18 protein-coding genes are annotated in these 16,855 nt (G+C 72.4%); 13 read left to right on the top strand and 5 right to left on the bottom strand.

All coding sequences use genetic code 11. The features are described 5' to 3' along the window. Both QM572_RS00615 and QM572_RS00610 read left to right on the top strand, forming a co-directional pair. Nucleotides 1-1,145: hypothetical protein (locus QM572_RS00615; protein WP_415088931.1), on the top strand; the 1,145-nt coding region annotated here is incomplete at its 5' end. Between the two features lie 4 nt (nucleotides 1,146-1,149). Continuing rightward, nucleotides 1,150-1,692: a hypothetical protein gene (locus tag QM572_RS00610; protein WP_415088929.1), complete on the top strand. Its 543-nt coding sequence runs from the start codon at nucleotides 1,150-1,152 to the stop codon at nucleotides 1,690-1,692. A gap of 5 nt (nucleotides 1,693-1,697) precedes the next feature. On the opposite strand, the gene QM572_RS00605 is transcribed toward QM572_RS00610, so the two are convergent. From QM572_RS00605 to QM572_RS00590, 4 genes are all read right to left on the bottom strand, one after another. Continuing rightward, entirely contained in the window at nucleotides 1,698-2,048 is a 351-nt protein-coding gene (locus QM572_RS00605; RefSeq protein ID WP_415088927.1) for a sec-independent translocase, read from the bottom strand. A gap of 172 nt (nucleotides 2,049-2,220) precedes the next feature. Then, a complete protein-coding gene (locus QM572_RS00600; protein ID WP_415088925.1) occupies nucleotides 2,221-3,393 on the bottom strand; it encodes an Mrp/NBP35 family ATP-binding protein in 1,173 nt (390 codons plus the stop codon). An 11-nt stretch (nucleotides 3,394-3,404) separates the two neighbouring features. Further along, the gene (locus QM572_RS00595) at nucleotides 3,405-3,968 is read right to left on the bottom strand and encodes a DUF1003 domain-containing protein (protein ID WP_415088923.1); all 564 of its coding nucleotides are present in this window, start codon (nucleotides 3,966-3,968) and stop codon (nucleotides 3,405-3,407) included. Further along, nucleotides 3,961-5,226, bottom strand: a complete 1,266-nt coding sequence (locus QM572_RS00590) for a magnesium transporter MgtE N-terminal domain-containing protein (protein ID WP_415088921.1) — start codon at nucleotides 5,224-5,226, stop codon at nucleotides 3,961-3,963. The genes QM572_RS00595 and QM572_RS00590 overlap by 8 nt, the downstream gene beginning before the upstream one ends. A 65-nt stretch (nucleotides 5,227-5,291) precedes the next feature. Here QM572_RS00590 and QM572_RS00585 point away from each other — a divergent pair, with 65 nt between their 5' ends. Further along, nucleotides 5,292-6,380, top strand: a complete 1,089-nt coding sequence (locus QM572_RS00585) for an endonuclease/exonuclease/phosphatase family protein (RefSeq protein WP_415088919.1) — start codon at nucleotides 5,292-5,294, stop codon at nucleotides 6,378-6,380. Here the strand turns inward: QM572_RS00585 and QM572_RS00580 are convergent. Next, nucleotides 6,357-7,481 carry an endonuclease/exonuclease/phosphatase family protein gene (locus QM572_RS00580; RefSeq protein WP_415088917.1) on the bottom strand — a complete coding sequence of 375 codons (1,125 nt, stop codon included), beginning with the start codon at nucleotides 7,479-7,481 and terminating at the stop codon, nucleotides 6,357-6,359. The two genes, QM572_RS00585 and QM572_RS00580, sit on opposite strands and share 24 nt — an antisense overlap. Before the next feature lie 136 nt (nucleotides 7,482-7,617). Here QM572_RS00580 and QM572_RS00575 point away from each other — a divergent pair, with 136 nt between their 5' ends. The 10 genes from QM572_RS00575 to QM572_RS00530 are packed head-to-tail and all read left to right on the top strand — an operon-like array spanning nucleotide 7,618 to nucleotide 16,645. Next, nucleotides 7,618-8,811, top strand: coding sequence for an acyl-CoA dehydrogenase family protein (locus QM572_RS00575; RefSeq protein WP_415088915.1), 1,194 nt, complete (start codon nucleotides 7,618-7,620; stop codon nucleotides 8,809-8,811). A gap of 17 nt (nucleotides 8,812-8,828) precedes the next feature. Then, a complete protein-coding gene (locus QM572_RS00570) occupies nucleotides 8,829-9,638 on the top strand; it encodes a sulfotransferase (protein WP_415088913.1) in 810 nt (269 codons plus the stop codon). A 4-nt stretch (nucleotides 9,639-9,642) separates the two neighbouring features. Further along, nucleotides 9,643-10,593, top strand: coding sequence for a glycosyltransferase family 2 protein (locus QM572_RS00565; RefSeq protein WP_415088911.1), 951 nt, complete (start codon nucleotides 9,643-9,645; stop codon nucleotides 10,591-10,593). A 13-nt stretch (nucleotides 10,594-10,606) separates the two neighbouring features. Then, complete coding sequence (locus tag QM572_RS00560) at nucleotides 10,607-11,716, top strand: hypothetical protein (protein ID WP_415088909.1); 1,110 nt, start codon at nucleotides 10,607-10,609, stop codon at nucleotides 11,714-11,716. Further along, nucleotides 11,704-12,636, top strand: a complete 933-nt coding sequence (locus QM572_RS00555; RefSeq protein WP_415088907.1) for a glycosyltransferase family 2 protein — start codon at nucleotides 11,704-11,706, stop codon at nucleotides 12,634-12,636. Before QM572_RS00560 ends, QM572_RS00555 begins: the two co-directional genes overlap by 13 nt. A 22-nt stretch (nucleotides 12,637-12,658) precedes the next feature. Beyond that, nucleotides 12,659-13,723 (top strand): MaoC family dehydratase, encoded by a 1,065-nt coding sequence (locus QM572_RS00550; RefSeq protein ID WP_415088904.1) that lies wholly within the window; start codon nucleotides 12,659-12,661, stop codon nucleotides 13,721-13,723. A gap of 8 nt (nucleotides 13,724-13,731) precedes the next feature. Further along, on the top strand, nucleotides 13,732-14,538 hold the full coding sequence (locus QM572_RS00545; protein WP_415088902.1) for an SDR family oxidoreductase: 807 nt from the start codon (nucleotides 13,732-13,734) through the stop codon (nucleotides 14,536-14,538). Between the two features lie 13 nt (nucleotides 14,539-14,551). Next, nucleotides 14,552-15,118 (top strand): histidine phosphatase family protein, encoded by a 567-nt coding sequence (locus tag QM572_RS00540; RefSeq protein ID WP_415088900.1) that lies wholly within the window; start codon nucleotides 14,552-14,554, stop codon nucleotides 15,116-15,118. Between the two features lie 28 nt (nucleotides 15,119-15,146). Continuing rightward, complete coding sequence (locus QM572_RS00535) at nucleotides 15,147-16,040, top strand: PHP domain-containing protein (RefSeq protein ID WP_415088898.1); 894 nt, start codon at nucleotides 15,147-15,149, stop codon at nucleotides 16,038-16,040. After that, nucleotides 16,037-16,645: a MarC family protein gene (locus QM572_RS00530; RefSeq protein WP_415088896.1), complete on the top strand. Its 609-nt coding sequence runs from the start codon at nucleotides 16,037-16,039 to the stop codon at nucleotides 16,643-16,645. The genes QM572_RS00535 and QM572_RS00530 overlap by 4 nt, the downstream gene beginning before the upstream one ends. Nucleotides 16,646-16,855: the final 210 nt, after the last annotated feature.

The raw sequence follows: 16,855 nt of genomic DNA, 5'->3' as shown, positions 1-16,855 counted from the left end.
CGCGCCTGGGCCGCGTCCTGGCCGGGCCGACGGGCACGGCCGTCGCCGCCGCCCTGGTCGCCGCCTTCGCCGCCTGCCCGCTCTTCGGAGCGGTGGAGGTCGACGGCGAGCTCCTCGCGCTGCCGTTCGTCATCGGCGGCCTCGGGCTCGTGCTCACGGGCCGGAGCGCGCGAGCCTGGGCGGCCGCGGGGGTGCTGGCAGTCGGCGCGGTGAGCATCAAGCAGAACCTCGCGGACGTCGCGATCGCCGGAGGAGTCGTGCTCGTCGTACGCGCTCTCACGCGCCGGCCCTGGTGGCCCGACGCGCTGGCGTTCGCCGGGGGCGCGGTCGCCGCGCTGGCACTGCTGCTCGCGTGGGCGGCCTGGCACGGCACGTCGGCGACCGGGCTCTGGCACGCCGTCGTGACGTTCCGCACCCACGCCGGGCCGATGATCCGGGAGGCCGCGCCCGAGGAGAGCGTCCGGCACGCGTGGTATCTCGGCTATGCCTTCCTCGGCAGCGGCGCGCTCGCCGTCGTGCTGGCCGCGCTGGTGCCGAGCCGCCGAGCGCCGGACTCACGCCGGGCGCTCACCGACCTCTGGGCCCCGACCGCCGCCGTGCTCGGCTGGGAGACGCTCGGCGTGATCGTCGGCGGGAGCTACTGGCTGCACTACCTGATCGGGATGATCCCCGGCCTGCTGCTCGCCGCCCTGGCCGTGGCGCTGCGTCGCCCGCGGCGTGTGGGCTGGCTGGCGGCCGGGATCCTCACCTGCGTCGCGGTGGGCGCGACGACCTGGCCACTCGCCGGCTACGCCCGCGTCTACGACCGCAAGGTGGTCGCCTGGCTCGACGCCAACGCCCGGCCCGGCGACACAGCGGTGGTCGCCTGGGGCCACGCCGCGATCCTCCACGACACCGGCCTGCGCAGCCCCTACCCCCACCTGTGGAGCCTCCCTGTCCGCGTGCGCGACCCTCACCTGGCGCGGTTCACGCGCCTGCTCTCGGGCCCGTCCGCGCCACGCTGGATCATCGCCGACCACGGCCGGCTCACCTCGTGGGGGATCGACGGCGCGGGGGCGGAGCGGGTGCTGGCCGCCCGCTACGACCTGATCGGCGCCTTCGGCGGCTGGACCGTCTACGAGCGTCGTACGTTCGTGGGAGGCTGAGGGGGTGGCTCGGGACGGCGGTGAGTGGGAGCGCGCGCTCTTCGACGTGCTCGACGACCTCGAGGCGCAGGCGGAGTCCGCGTTCGCGGCCGAGCGCGAGGCCGAGCTCGCCGACCGCAGCCGGACGGAGTACGCCGAGGTCACTCTCGCCGCGCGGCTCATGGCCGAGACCGGCCGCGAGCTCACGCTCGACGTCGAGGGGGTCGGCGCGCTGACCGGCGTCGTCGAGCGGGTCGGCGCGGGCTGGCTCCTCCTCGCGACCGCCGCGTCGGAGTGGATCGTCCGTCACGCCGCCGTCGCCGGTGTCCGGGGTGTCGGCGAGCGTGCCGTGCCCGAGGTGGCGTGGCCCGTCACCGCGCGGCTGCGGCTCGGCTCCGCCGTACGCCGTCTGGCCGACGACCAGCGGCGGTGCCTGTTCCACCTGCGCGGTGGCGAGCGCCTCGAGGGGGTGCCGACCCGCGTCGGCCAGGACTTCGTCGAGGTGCGAGAGCCGCAGCGTCTCTCGCTGGTCCCCTTCGCCGCGCTGGCGGCCGTCCAGTCGGCCTAGAATCCCTAGGTCGCGTCGCTGTCGTAGGGCGGCTTCTCGCCCGGGCGGAGGGGCCGCTGTCGGGGGGTGCCCTGGTGGAGCTTGCCGTCCTCGCCGACGAGGATGTCCTCCTCGGCGATCATCTCGTTGATCTGCTTGCGGACGAAGGCCCGCGGGTCGAGGTCGCGCAGCTCGAGGTCGGCGTACTCGGGGCCGAGCTCGGCACGCAGCTGGTCACGAGCACCGTCGGCGAGCTTCTTGGCCTCGCGGACGAACCGCCCGGCCTGGCGCGCGAAGTCGGGCAGCTTCTCCGGGCCGAGCACGAGCACGGCGATGAACGCGATGACCGCGAGCTCTGGCAGACCGATCCCGAACACGCGTGAAGCCTACGGCACGCTCTCCGGTCCGCCGGCGCGGCCGCGGCGCCGCATCCCGCCCAGCTTCGTTGTAGGCGCTCGGCGCAGCCCGCTGCGCTCTCGCCCCTCCGCCTCGCCGGACGGGCGCGGCACCACGCCCGCGCTACGGCCGACCGGGGAGCGTGCCGCTCGGCTAGAACTTCGACGACGGGGTGAGACCCAGCTGCATTCCCGCGAGACCTCGGCCACGGCCGGTGAGCTTCTCGGCGATCCGGGTCAGCTCGAGCGCGGCGGGAGCGGTCGGGTCGGCCTCGACGACGGGCTTGCCGTCGTCGCCGCCCTCGCGCAGCGAGACCTCCAGCGGGATCCGGCCGAGCAGCGGGACGGGGCTGCCGAAGCGCTGCGACAGGGTCGCCGCGACCCGCTCGCCGCCGCCGGAGCCGAACACCTCGAGGCGGTGCTCGCGGCCCTCGGCGGTGCAGTGCGGGCAGGGCAGGTAGCTCATGTTCTCCACGACGCCGACGACCCGCTGGTGCATCATCTCCGCCATCGTGCCGGCGCGCTCGGCGACCTCGGCGGCGGCCTCCTGGGGCGTGGTGACGACGACGACCTCGGCGTTGGGGAGATACTGCCCGAGCGAGATCGCCACGTCGCCGGTGCCGGGGGGCAGGTCGAGCAGCAGCGCGTCGAGGTCGCCCCAGTAGACGTCGGCGAGCATCTGGCGCAGCGCCCGGTCGAGCATCGGGCCGCGCCAGGCGATCACCTGGTCGCGGCGCGGCTTGAGCATGCCGATCGAGATCACCGAGACGCCCGAGGGGGTCGGCACGGGCATGATCAGGTCCTCGACCTGGGTGGGCCGGGAGTCGGCGACGCCGAGCATCGCGGGCACCGAGTGGCCGTAGATGTCGGCGTCGACCACGCCGACCTTGAGGCCGGCACGGGCCATCGCGACCGCCAGGTTGACCGTGGTCGAGGACTTGCCGACGCCGCCCTTGCCCGACGCGATCGCGAAGACGCGGGTGAGCGAGCCGGGCTGGGCGAAGGGGATGTCGCGCTGGGCCACGCCGCCGGAGAGCATGTTCCGCATCTCCGAGCGCTGCTCGTCGCTCATGACGCCCAGCGAGAGGTTCACGGACGTGACGCCGTCGACACGGCCGAGGGCGGCGTTGACGTCGCGGTCGATGGTGTCCTTGAGCGGGCAGCCGGCGACGGTGAGGAGCACCGTGGCGTCGACCACGCCCGCCTCGGACACGCTGACGGACTCGACCATGCCGAGCTCGGTGATCGGACGCTTGATCTCCGGGTCGTTGACGGTCGCCAGCGCCGCCTGGACGCGGTCGAGGAGGGTGTTGCTCGGCGTGCTCACGAAGGGAAAGCCTACGCGGAGGCTTCCTCATTCCCGTCGTCGGCGGCCTTGTCGTCCCGCTCGTCGCGCTCCTCCAGGTCGGACAGCAGGGAGCGGAGCTCGCCGCGGACGAAGTCGCGGGTGGCGACCTCGCCGAGCGCCATCCGCAGCGAGGCGACCTCGCGGGCCAGGAACTCCATGTCGGCCTGCGCCTGCGCGTTGACCCGCCGGTCCTGCTCGGCGATCACCCGGTCGCGATCCTCCTGGCGGTTCTGCGCGAGCAGGATGAGCGGCGCGGCGTACGACGCCTGCAGACTCAGCATCAGGGTGAGGAAGATGAACGGATAGCCGTCGAAGCGAGCGGGCGTGACGTTCCAGACGACCCAGGCGATGACGAAGGCGGTCATCCAGAGCAGGAAGCGCGCGGTGCCCATGTAGCGCGCGAACTTCTCCGCGAAGCTGCCGAACGCGTCGGCGCTCAGCGTGGGACGCTGCACGATCGGCCGGCGGCCGAGGTCGCGCGGCGTGTCCAGCCGCGGGCTGCGCGCGGGCTCCTTCGCGGCGGCCATCGCCTTGTCCAGGGACCGGTTAGCCATGGGCTCTCACCGCCTTGTCGCGCCAGTCGTCGGGAAGCAGGTGGTCGAGGAGGTCGTCGACGCTCACCGCGCCGACGAGCCTGCCGTCGTCGTCGACCACGGGTGCGGCGACGAGGTTGTACGTCGCCAGGTGGGCCGCCACCTCGTCGAGGGTGCTCGACGGGCGCAGCGGCTCGAGGTCGCTGTCGACCGCGGCGGCCACGAGGGTCGAGGGAGGCTCGCGGAGGAGTCGCTGGATGTGGGCGACGCCGAGGAACTTCCCCGTCGGCGCCTCCAGCGGCGGACGGCAGACGTAGACCAGCGCGGCGAGCGCGGGCGTCAGCTCGGGGTTGCGGACATGGGCCAGGGCGTCGGCGATGGTCGCGTCCGGCCCGAGGATCACCGGCTCGGGCGTCATCATCGCGCCGGCGGTGTTCTCGGCGTAGGACATGAGACGCCGGACGTCCTCGGCCTCCTCGGGCTCCATCAGCTCGAGCAGCGCGGCGGCGGTCTCGGGCGGGAGCTCCGCGATCAGGTCGGCGGCGTCGTCGGGGGACATCTCCTCGAGGACGTCGGCGGCGCGCTCGGAGTCGAGCTGCTCGAGGATCTCCACCTGGTCGTCCTCGGGGAGCTCCTCGAGCACCTCGGCCAGACGCTCGTCGTCGAGGCTCGCGACGACCTGGCGCCGCCGCTCGAGCGGCAGGTCGTGGATCATGTGGGCCGCGTCGGCTGGGCGCATCTCGTTGATCGCCTGGACGAGCTGGGTGGCGGCCTGCGTGGGGGATCGCTGGGTGAGCCCCGTGACGTCGTGCCACTCCACGACGTGGGTCTGGCCGCGGCGGCGCAGCCGGGCTCCGCCGAGCTTGCCGGCGGGCTCCTCGACCGCGACCCGGGAGAGCACCCAGTCGCGGTTGCGGGCCTGCTCCATGGCGACGTCGTAGACCGTGCCGGTCGCCCCGGTCGCGGTGATCGTCACCTGGCGGTCGAACATCTGGCCGATGACCAGCGTCTCGGTCGCGCGCTGCTCGAAGCGGCGCATGTTGATCAGGCCGGTCGTGTAGACCTGCCCGGCGTCGATGCTGGTCACGCGGGTCATCGGCACGAAGATCCGGCGGCGCCCGAAGACCTCCGCGATGAGCCCGAGCACGCGGGGCTGGCTGCCCTCCGCGCGCACGCTCGCCACGAGATCGCGGATCTTGCCGACCTGCTCGCCCAGGGGGTCGTAGATCGGCAGCCCGACGAGCCGGGCGACGAAGACGCGCGACGGTGTGGTGCTCACGGTGCCACGCTAGTGCCTGGGGGAGCGGGAGCGCGGGAGGGTCGCCGCGGCTAGCATCGCGTCCGATGAACCGCCCCTCCCGCTCTCTGTTCACCGACCTCGCGGTGATCGCGGGGATCGTCGTCCTCCTCACCGGGCTCATCACGGCGGGCGTCCTGGCGAGCCGGCGCGACAGTGCCGGCCCCGCCTCCTCCGGTACGCCGTCGGCGACCGGGAGCTCCACCCTCGGGCCGACCCCGAGCATGAGCCCGTCGATCACCGTCCTGCCCTCGGAGACGGTGGTGCCGTCGGGCGCCTCCACCGGCATCCAGGGGCCGGTGGTGCCGAGCGAGGCGGTGCCCACGCAGGCCCAGGCCTCGCTCGCCCAGCAGGCCGAGCAGAGCGCGAGGCAGGCCCTCGTCTTCCGACTGGCGACCTTCAACGTGCTCGGCGCCTCCCACACGACCAAGCGCGGCGACTCGCGGATCAAGCGGTCCTACAGCGTGCGGATGAACTACGCGATCCAGGTGCTCACCGCGCACGAGGCGGACGTGGTCGGCTTCCAGGAGTTCGAGTCGCCCCAGGCGAAGCTGTTCACCAAGCTCGTCGGCTCGGCCTGGGGGCTGTGGCCGGTCGCCGGCGGAGGCGGCGCGGACGGGCGCAACTCGATCGGCTACCTCAAGAAGAAGTGGGAGCTGGTGCAGGGCAGCTCGCTCGCGATCCCGTACTTCCACGGCGCCACCGTGCACACCCCCGCCGCCCTCCTGCGCGACCGCGACACCGGCAAGAAGGTGTGGTTCATCAGCGTGCACAACCCCGCCACCAACTGCGCGGTCTGTGGCGGCAACAACGACAAGTGGCGCCGCCAGGCGGTGCGGCGCGAGCTCGCGGCGATCGCGGACCTCGGCTCGGACGGCACCCCGGTCGTCCTCATGGGCGACATGAACTCCAAGGACGAGTTCTACTGCTCGATGGTCGACTCCGGCCTCGGCCTGACCTTCCCCAATCCCGGCACCGGCAGCGGCGCCTCCTGCGTCGGCCCGCGCCCGACCACCATCGACTGGATGGTCGGCACCAAGCAGATGACGTGGTCGGGCTACATCAAGGACCGCAGCCAGCTCACCCGCCTGGCCACCGACCACCCGGTCTACTCAGCTACTGCCGTCGTCCAGTGAGGGGTCGGCGCAGAACCAGTAGACCGTCTTGTGCCGGCGGTAGCTCTCGCAGGAGTCGTCGTCGGTGGCCGGCGCGATCTCGGTGGTGGCGGTGATCATGGGGTGGTCCGACATCCGGGGCTTGTTGCGGGTGCGGTAGTCGCGGTTGTAGTCGGAGAAGTCGACCTGGTCGTCGCTGCCCCAGATCCAGTCGATCCACAGGCTCGACGAGGCGTGGCAGGAGCCGCCGGAGGAGTAGGAGCCGTCGGCGGAGACCATGCTCGCGCCGGTGGCGATCCGGCACACGACCGCGCTGCGGTCGTTGAGGTCGCCGGTGAAGAAGACCGGTGTCCCGTCCTTGTGGAGCGCGTTGATCTTCGCGACCTCGATGCTGATCGCCTTCGACCGCCAGCCGGCGCACTTGCAGCCGAAGACGTCGGCGGGATTGTGGACGTTCATCCACCACATCAGGCGGCCGGTCTCGTTGTTCCGCAGGAGCACGACCGGCATGTTGCGGTTCTTGCCGAAGAAGTAGGGGATCTTCTGCGTCGTGCCCTGGACGAGGGTCCACACGTCGGGGTCCCAGGCGATGGAGTTCTCCTGGTCGAGCCCGCCGGACGTCGGGTAGGCGACGTACCCCCCGGCGTTCAGCAGCGCGCTGCGCTGGTTGGACTGGAACTCCTGGAGCCCGACCACGCTCACGCCCTTCGCCTTGAGGAGCGCGCCTCCGCGGGCGGCCCGGCTGGGACCGTTCTTGGCGTGGCTGGAGCCGAGCACGTTGTAGGAGGCGGAGACGAACGTCGTGGGCTTGCTCGGGTCGCCGCTCACCTGGGTCATGCCCTTGGCGGCGTACATCTTCGTGAGCTCGGCCAGCGTGTAGATCCGCACCGTGAACTTCGTGCCCGGCAGCACCTGCATCGGCACGGTGCGCGACGACCTCGGCGTGGCCTTCGGGCCGGAGCCGGTGTCGCCGCCCGTCGTCACCGCGGCCAGGGTGCCGGCGACGACGAGGAGCAGTACGCCGGCCACGACCGCCCAGGCCCTGCGACCGAGTCGCGGGAGCCGGATCTGGGGCGCGAGTGACGGGCGGGGCGGACGTTCCCCCGCATGCCGACCGCCCATGCGCGCGGAGTCTACGGCAGCCCGCGTGCGACCTCGGCCCCTGGATCGACAGGGGTTGGATCGACCCATTCGCAAGCGCTGGCTACCGCCGAGTAACATCGGGGAGTTGCCGTCAGCGCTTGCGAAGGAGCCACCCATGGGACGCCTTGCCCAGACCGAAGGTCTCACCGACATCCAGCAGGACATCCTGTCGGCGGTCCACCAGTTCGTCGAGGACAAGATCATCCCGGTGGCCAACGACCTGGAGCACAAGGACGAGTACCCGCAGGAGATCGTCGACGGGCTCAAGGAGCTCGGCGTCTTCGGGCTCACCATCCCGGAGGAGTTCGGTGGCCTGGGGGAGTCGCTGCTGACGTACGCGCTCGTCGTCGAGGAGATCGCGCGCGGCTGGATGAGCGTCAGCGGCGTCATCAACACCCACTTCATCGTCGCCTACCTGCTGATGCAGCACGGCACCGACGAGCAGAAGCAGAAGTACCTCCCCGGCATGGCGACCGGCGACATCCGCGGCGCGTTCTCGATGTCCGAGCCGGGTCTCGGCTCCGACGTCTCCGCGGTCTCCACGAAGGCCACGAAGAAGGACGACGGCTCCTACTCCATCACCGGCCAGAAGATGTGGCTCACCAACGGCGCCACCTCCACGCTCGTCGCGCTGCTCACCAAGACCGACGAGGGCGCCGACTCGGTCTACAAGAACATGACCACCTTCCTCGTCGAGAAGGAGGCCGGCTTCGGCGAGACCGCCCAGGGCGTCACCGTCCCCGGCAAGATCGACAAGATGGGCTACAAGGGCGTCGAGACCACCGAGCTCATCCTCGAGGGGCACGAGATCTCCGCCGACCAGATCCTCGGCGGCACGCCGGGCAAGGGCTTCTTCCAGATGATGGACGGCGTCGAGGTCGGCCGGGTCAACGTCGCCGCCCGCGCCTGCGGCCTGGCGATCCGCGGCTTCGAGCTCGGCATTGCCTACGCCCAGCAGCGCAAGACGTTCGGCAAGGTCATCGCCGACCACCAGGCGGTCCTCTTCCGCCTCGCCGAGATGGCGACCAAGGTCGAGACCATCCACGCGATGATGGTCCGCGCCGCCCGGCTCAAGGACACCGGCAAGCGGATGGACGTCGAGGCCGGCATGGCCAAGATGCTCGCCAGCGAGTACGCCAACGAGGTCGTCGAGGACTCCTTCCGGATCCACGGCGGCTACGGCTACTCCAAGGAGTACGAGATCGAGCGCCTGATGCGCGAGGTCAAGTTCATGCTCATCGGCGAGGGCACCTCCGACATCCAGAAGATGATCATCGGCCGCTCGCTGCTCAAGGACTACAAGGCCTGAGCACTAGGGTGGCGGGCGTGCCGATGCGTTTTCGCCGCCAGCGTGACCCCGAGTTCGTCTTCGTCGTCACCTTCGGCCGGTCGGGCTCCACGCTCGTCCAGGGGCTGCTGAACACCATGCCGCGCACGCTGGTGCGCGGGGAGAACGGCTTCTTCCTCGGCGGGTTCTTCGCCGGTACGAAGGCGGCGACCGCGTTCGCGACCCGGCACGCCAAGCACAAGCCGGGCAAGGCGTCGAGCGCCTTCTACGGCGTCCGCGCGCTCACCCCGGAGCGGTTCGCGAAGCACGTCCGGGCGCTCTCGATCGATGTCCTGCTCGGTGCGCAGAGCCGGCGGCGCTTCGACCGGATCGGCTTCAAGGAGGTGCTCTGGCACGAGATCCCGGCGGCCGACACCCATGCCTTCTTCGACTGGTTCGACCTCGTCTTCCCGAACGCCAAGTACGTCCTCAACACCCGCAAGGTCGACGACGCCCTCGGCTCCGGCTTCTGGCAGCGCCGCGATCCCGGCCACGCGGTCGCCGCGACCGCTCGCGTCCAGGAGATCCAGGCGTTCCTGCGCGACACCCGGCCCGAGCGCTGCTTCCGCACGGACTACGAGGTGATCACCGGCCCGGACCGCGCCGCCTCGGACGCCCAGCTGCGCGGGCTCGCGGAGTTCGTCACGGGAGCCTGCGGCGACGACCTCCTCGCCGAGCTCCGGGCGACCCTGTCGGTCGGGCACGGCCCGGCGCCGTTCGGCAAGAGCCGCACCCGCGAGGCCGAGTGGTCGGTCACGGCGCCGACCGTCGACCCCGTCGACCCCGCGACCGGCCCCGCGAGCGAGTGACGCCGTGCTGAGCCGCCTCCGCCGTCGTACGCCGGCAGCGGCCGACTCCGCGACGCCGGCGTACACGCCGCCGACCGCGCCGGCCACCTTCGTCGTCCTCACCATGGTCCGCGACGAGGGGCCGATGCTGCGCCGCTGGGTCGAGCACCACGCCGGCCTGGTCGGCGCGGCCAACCTCCTCGTGCTCGACGACCAGAGCGCCGACGGCTCGACCGACGAGGCCCGTGCGCTCGGGGCGACCGTCCACCGCCTGCCGCCGTTGAGCGGGAGCGGCTTCGAGCGCACCCGGATGCGGCTGGTGTCGGGCATCGCCGAGGGGCTGCTCGAGGCCTACGACTACGCGATCTTCCTCGACGCCGACGAGCTGCTCGTGCTCGACCCCGCCCACGCCACGCTCGCCGACCTCGTCTCGATGCGTGGCTATCCCGAGGCCATCGGCGTCACCGGGCTCAACGTGGTGCACACCCCCGGCGAGGCCCCGCTGGACCTCACCCGTCCGCTCGGGCGCCAGCGCCGGCACGCGATCTTCGCGCCCGGCATGTGCAAGCCCGCGGTCAAGCGCGTCCCCGCGCGCTGGGCGATGGCCTCGCACGGGCTGCGCGCGCCCTACGCCCCGGATCCGCAGCTGTTCATGCTGCACCTCAAGTTCGCCGACCGAGGCCGGCTCGAGGAGATCGCCGCCGCCCGGCATGCGGCGTTCGTCGCCGACGGGCGGGCCCGCGCCTCCACCTGGAGCCAGCCCGCCGACGAGATCGTCGCCGCGCTCGACGAGGCCGTGGCCGGGCTCGCGGGCGCCTCGGCGCCCGTGCCGGAGTTCGACCCCGACACGATCGACCTCGCGAGCCTCATCGTCGAGGACGGCGAGGTGTTCCGACCCCTCCGCCAGGGCCAGCTCCAGGCGCTCACCCTGCAGTCGCCGACCCGCATCCCCGCCCGCCTCGAGGACCTCTTCTGATGGAGTCAGCCCGATGACCCGCCCGCTCTTCGTCCACCTCGGCTGCTCCAAGACCGGCACCTCCTCGCTCCAGGCCGGGATGTGGGACTCGGTGCCCGAGCTGGCCGCGGTCGGCGTCGGGCTGCCCTGGCCCGACCGCGACCGGCACCTCGACGGGCTGCTGCGCCCACTCGGCTGGCAGCCGGTCACCGGCTTCGCGCACGCCCGCGACGAGACGCGGCTCGCCCGCGTGCCGCAGACGCTGCGCGAGACCCCCGGCGACACCCTCCTGGTCAGCAACGAGGACCTCGCCGAGCTCACCCCCGAGGCCGCGACCCGCCTCGCCGAGCTGGCAGGGGAGGCGGACCTCGAGGTCCACCTCGTCCTCACCCTGCGCGGCTGGGCCGACCAGATCCCGAGCGAGTACCAGCAGTTCCTCAAGCACCGCATGACCCTCACCTACCCGGAGTTCCTCGAGGGCATCCGCGCACAGGAGGGCGAGTGGTCCGAGCGCTACTGGCGCCGCCAGTCGCCGATCCGGATCCTCGACGCCTGGTCCGGCCTCGTCCCGGGGGAGCGCACCCACGTCGTCTCGGTGCCGCCGTTCAAGGTGGACCCCGACGGCGTCTTCCGGATGATGGGCGAGGCCGTCGGCTTCGACGCCTCGGTCATCAAGCGCCCGACGGGGGCGCTCAACTCGTCGTACGGGGTCGTGGAGGCGGAGGTCTGGCGACGGGTCAACCTCGCGCTGGGCGACCGCCTCCCGGACTTCGTCAAGGACTACGGCCGCACGGTCCGCTTCCCGTTCACCCTCGGCTCGCTGCCCACCCAGGCCAGCGCGCGATTCACGCTGCCGCCCGAGGACCTCGGCTGGGTGACCGACTACGCACGGGCCACCATCGACGAGCTCCGTAGCCGCCCGTACGCCGTCCACGGCGACCTCGACGGCTTGCTGCCCCGCGAGGGAGTGGCCAAGCCCCTCGTCGTCCCGACCACCGAGGAGATCGCCGACGCGGCGGTCAGGCTCGTGGCCGACTACGCCGTCTACACCCACGGCAGGGTGGGGCGGATCCGCGACCGCGCCCGCGCCGAGGGCGAGCGGGCCGCGCGAGCGGAGAAGCCGAAGCGGCGATGGCCCTTCTGAGCCGCCTGAGCCGCCTGAGCAGCCGGCGCGGGCCACGCGTCGCCGCGCTGACGATGGTGCGCGACGAGGCGCTCATGCTGCCCCGATGGCTCGCCCACTACGGCGTCCAGCTCGGCCACGACCACCTCGTCGTCATCGACGACGGCAGCACCGACGGCTCGACCGACGGGCTCGACGGGCCCGGCGGCATCGGCGTCGAGGTGATCCGCGATCCCGACCACCAGGGGCTGCCGTTCGAGCGCGCCCGGATGCGGATCGTCAGCGCCGTCGCGTCGCGCCTCCTCCGCAGCCACGACGCGGTGATCTTCACCGACTGCGACGAGCTGCTGCTCCCCGACCCGGCGCACGCGGACGGGTTGCTGGACTACCTCGCCCGGCGCCCGGAGCCCGTGCTGGCGGGCATCGGCTTCAACCTCGTCCACCGCCTCGACAGGGACGACGAGCCGCCGCTCGACCCCGCGCGGCCGGTGCTCGGCCAGCGCCGCGACGGCTTCGTCGTTCCGCGGCTGAGCAAGCCCTCGATCAAGCGCGCCGACGCCCGCTGGCGCTTCGCCTCCCATGGCATCGAGGCCCCGTTCGCCCCCGACCCGCACCTGCTCCTCCTCCATCTGAAGTACGCCGACGCCGGCCTGCTCCGCGTCACCGGCGACCACCGCCGGCGCCTCCACGCCGAGACCGGGCTGGGCCCGCGCAGTGCCTGGGCCTCGACCGGCGAGGAGCAGGTCACGTGGCTGCGCCAGGTGCTCGCGGGACGGCCGGAGCCGGCGTACCTCGATCCGGAGAAGGTCCTCCGCGACCATCCCGACGGACTCGTCCGGCAGCGCGGCGAGGCGTGGGAGACCACCGGGCTGCGCGAGACGGTCGCGATGAGCGAGGGCGAACTCGTCCGCCTGCCGGATCGCTTCCTCCACCTGGTGTGAGGAACCGCTAGGTTCAGACCCTGTGAGCGAGACGGCTGTGTCCAGGCCCGCTGCGTCCAAGACGAACGCGGGCAACTTCTTCGAGGACTTCCGGATCGGGCAGGTGATCCAGCACGCGACGCCCCGGACCGTGACCGAGGGCGATCGGGCGCTCTACGGGGCGATCTACCCGACCCGGTTCTCGATCCCCTCCTCGGCCGCCTTCGCGGCGTCGGTCGGCCTGGCCCCGCACCCCGTCGAGGAGCTGATCGCCTTCCACATCGCCTTCGGCAAGACGGTGCCGGACATCTCCCTCAACGCCGTGGCCAACCTCGGCTACGCGGAGTGCCGCTTCCACCTGCCGATCACGCCGGGCGACACGCTCAGCACCACCAGCGAGGTGATCGGGCTCAAGCAGAACTCCAACGGCAGGTCCGGCGTCGTCTACGTCCGCTCGACCGCGATCAACCAGCGCGGCGAGAAGGCGCTGGAGTGGGCGCGGTGGGTGATGGTGCACAAGCGCGACGCGGACGCTCCGGCGCCGGAGGCCGTCGTGCCCGAGCTGGCGAAGGTCGTGGCGCCCGAGGACCTCGTGATCCCGCGCGGCCTCGCGTTCACGAACTACGACGTCGTCGCGGCGGGCGAGCCGCACCTCCTCGACGACTACGAGATCGGCGAGAGGATCGACCACGTCGACGGCGTCACGCTCACCGACGCCGAGCACATGCTGGCCACCCGGCTCTGGCAGAACACCGCCAAGGTGCACTTCAACACCGAGGCGCGACCGGACGGCCGCCGCCTCGTCTACGGTGGCCACGTGATCTCCCTGGCCCGGGCGCTGAGCTTCAACGGGCTCGCCAACGCCCAGCTCATCGCCGCGATCAACGCCGGCTCCCACGTCGCCCCGGCATTCGCCGGCGACACGGTCTACGCCTGGTCGGAGGTGCTCGACACGGCCGAGACCGCCGCCCCCGGCGTCGGGGCGCTGCGGCTGCGCCTGGTCGCGACCAGGGGTCGTGACGAGTCGATGACCCTGCGCACGGAGGAGGGGAAGTACGCCGAGGGCGTCCTGCTCGACCTCGACCTGTGGACGCTGGTGCCCCGATGAACCACCCCATGAGCGCCTCGGCGGAGAAGCGGTCGGTCTTCATCACCGGCGGGGCCAACGGGATCGGCGAGGCGACCGCGCGGCGGTTCGCCGCCGAGGGCTGGTTCGTCGGCGTCTACGACGTCGACATGGCCGGCGCCCGGCGGCTCTCCGACGAGCTCGGGTGGGAGACGGCGCGCGGCGGCATGCTCGACGTGACCAACCCGACGCAGTGGGACTACGCGCTCAAGGAGTTCGTCGCCGCGGCCGGCGGGCGCCTGGACCTGCTCATCAACAACGCCGGCATCCTGCGGGCCGGCCGGCTCGCCGACGTACCCCTGACCGCGCACCACGCCACGATCGACGTCAACGTCAACGGCGTGATCAACGGCTGCCACGCCGCCTACCCCTACCTCAAGGAGACGCCGGGCTCCGGCGTGATCAACCTCTGCAGCGCCAGCGCCATCTACGGCCAGCCGGAGATCGCCAGCTACTCCGCCTCCAAGTTCGCCGTCCGCGGGCTCACCGAGGCGCTCGAGCTGGAGTGGCGGGCCGACGGGATCCGGGTGCAGGCGGTGTGGCCGCTGTGGGTCAAGACCGCCCTCCTCGAGGGCAACCACGCCACCTCGACCGAGACGATGGGCGTCAACCTGACCGTCGACGACGTCGCCACCCAGATCCTCGCGATGACCCGCAAGCCCGGCCTCATGGGCCGGATCCGGACCTCGCCGGTGCACACCGCCGTCGGCTTCCCGGCCAAGGCGCTGGCGACCGCGGCCGACCTCGTGCCGTCGGTGATCAGCCGCGAGATCAACAAGTGGATCAGCAAGGCCTGAGGCCGCCGGGCTCGTGAGCGACCTCTACCTCGTCCGCCACGGCGCCACCGAGTGGTCGGTCTCCGGCCGGCACACGGGGGTGACCGAGCTCCCGCTGCTGCCCGAGGGGGAGTCCGGGGCCCGCGCCCTCGCGCCGCGGCTCGCCGAGATCCCGTTCGCGCTGGTCCTGACCTCGCCGCGGCAGCGGGCGCGGCACACCGCCGAGCTCGCGGGCTTCCCCGACACCGAGGTCGACGACGACCTGGCCGAGTGGGCGTACGGCGACTACGAGGGCATCACGACCGACGAGATCCGCCGGCACTCGCCGGGCTGGACGATCTGGGACGGGCCGACCCCCGGCGGCGAGACGGCTGCGGAGATCGCGGTCCGGCTCGATCGGGTCGTCGCCCGTGCCCTCGCGGTCCCGGAGGCCGACGGCCCGGTCCTCGTCTTCGCCCACGGCCACTCCCTGCGCGCCCTCACCGCGCGCTGGCTCGGCCTGCCCGCCGGTGACGGCCGGCTCTGGCGCCTGGACACCTCCACGGTCTCCGTCCTCGGCCACGAGCGCGAGCAGCCGGTGATCCTCCGCTGGAATGCCTGAGGCGCCCCGCTCTCGATAGCCTTGCGCCGTGCGCATCGACCTCCACACCCACTCGCGGGTGAGCGACGGGACCGATACGCCGACCGAGCTGATCCACGCCGCGCGAGACGCCGGGCTGGACGTCGTGGCGCTCACCGACCACGACACCACCGACGGCTGGGCGGAGGCCGCGACGGCGGCCGAGGAGGCCGGCATCGGGCTCGTCCCCGGCATCGAGCTCAGCACCCGCCACGGCCGCCGTGGGGTCCACCTGCTCGGCTACCTGCTCGACCCCGCCTACCCGCCGCTGGCCGAGGAGCTCGACCGGATCCTCGGCGGCCGCGGCGGCCGGGTCGCGCAGATGGTGTCCCGGCTGAACGAGCTGGGCCTGGCGATCGAGGTCGACGACGTCAGCGCGGCCTCGGTCGACGCCGTCTCCACCGGCCGCCCGCACGTGGCCGACGCGCTCGTCCGGCTCGGGCACGTGGCCGACCGCGACGAGGCGTTCTCGCGCTACCTCTCGTGGGGGAGGCCGGCCTACGTCGGGCACTACGCGCCCGACCTGATCGAGACCATCGGCCTGGTCACCTCCGCCGGCGGCGTCGCGGTGATCGCGCACCCGTGGGGCCGCTCGTCGGAGGCCTACCGGCTCCGCGAGGCCGACCTCGCCGAGCTCCAGGCCGCGGGCCTGGTCGGCATCGAGGCCGACCACCAGGACCACGACGGCCCCATGCGCGACGCGCTCCGGGCGATGGCGCGCAACCTCGGGCTGATCGTCACCGGGTCCAGCGACTACCACGGCAGCGGCAAGAAGGACCACGACCTCGGCGTCAACACCACGGCCCCGGACCAGCTCGCGGCCCTCCTCGACCGGGCCGCCGCCGCGTCGGCGGCCAGCGGACGTCGTACGCCGGAGCCGACCGGAGCGGTGAGGGTGCGGTGAGCCTCACCCTCATGGTCGAGGTCTTCGTGACGCTCTTCGTCATCATGGATCCCGTCGGCACGGTGCCGGTCTTCCTGTCGCTGACGGCCGGCCGGACGCACGACACGATCAAGCGGGCGGCGTGGCAGGCGGTGCTCGTCTCGTTCGTCGTGATCGTGGTCTTCGCGGTCTTCGGCCGGGGGATCCTCGACTACCTCGGCATCACGCTGCCCGCGATGCAGGCCTCGGGCGGGCTGCTCCTGCTGCTCGTCGCGCTCGAGCTGCTGACGGGCGACGACGACGAGCAGTCACTGGCGCAGGGCAAGGCCAAGAACGTCGCGCTGGTCCCGCTCGGCACGCCCCTGCTCGCCGGCCCCGGCGCCATCGTCGCGACGATGCTCTTCGTCCACGACATCGACGGCGTCGGCGACGGTCTCGCGGTCGCGCTCGGCATCGTGCTCGTCCACCTCGCGCTGTGGCTCTCGATGCGGTTCTCCCTGCCGCTGCAGCGGCTGCTCAAGGAGAGCGGCATCATGCTCGTCACCCGCATCGCCGGCCTCCTGCTCGCCGCCATCGCGGTGCAGATGGTCGCCGACGCCGTCCGCGCCTTCATCGCCGCCGGCTGACGGCGCGTTGGCGGCGTTGTGCGCCGCTCGACGGCCCGCTTCGCTCAGAGGCCGCCTTCACGGCGACGCCTTGCCACCGCGCGCGTCACCGGCGGCGATCCTCGCCGCAAGCCAGCGGCGCGTTGGCGGCGTTGTGCGCCGCTCGACGGCCCGCTTCGCTCAGAGGCCGCCTTCACGGCGACGCCTTGCCACCTCGCGCGTCACCGGCGG

This window comes from Nocardioides sp. (assembly GCF_047607365.1).
GTDB lineage: Bacteria > Actinomycetota > Actinomycetes > Propionibacteriales > Nocardioidaceae > Nocardioides.
This window is presented reverse-complemented; position numbering and strand designations above follow the sequence as displayed.

Excerpts from the sequence above, each read along its gene's own strand:
- QM572_RS00555 (WP_415088907.1), top strand. The coding sequence starts at position 11,704 with ATGGCCCTTCTGAGCCGCCTGAGCCGCCTGAGCAGCCGGCGCGGGCCA.
- QM572_RS00595 (WP_415088923.1), bottom strand. The coding sequence starts at position 3,968 with ATGGCTAACCGGTCCCTGGACAAGGCGATGGCCGCCGCGAAGGAGCCC.
- QM572_RS00580 (WP_415088917.1), bottom strand. The coding sequence starts at position 7,481 with ATGGGCGGTCGGCATGCGGGGGAACGTCCGCCCCGCCCGTCACTCGCG.
- QM572_RS00575 (WP_415088915.1), top strand. The coding sequence starts at position 7,618 with ATGGGACGCCTTGCCCAGACCGAAGGTCTCACCGACATCCAGCAGGAC.
- QM572_RS00585 (WP_415088919.1), top strand. The coding sequence starts at position 5,292 with ATGAACCGCCCCTCCCGCTCTCTGTTCACCGACCTCGCGGTGATCGCG.
- QM572_RS00560 (WP_415088909.1), top strand. The coding sequence starts at position 10,607 with ATGACCCGCCCGCTCTTCGTCCACCTCGGCTGCTCCAAGACCGGCACC.
- QM572_RS00545 (WP_415088902.1), top strand. The coding sequence starts at position 13,732 with ATGAGCGCCTCGGCGGAGAAGCGGTCGGTCTTCATCACCGGCGGGGCC.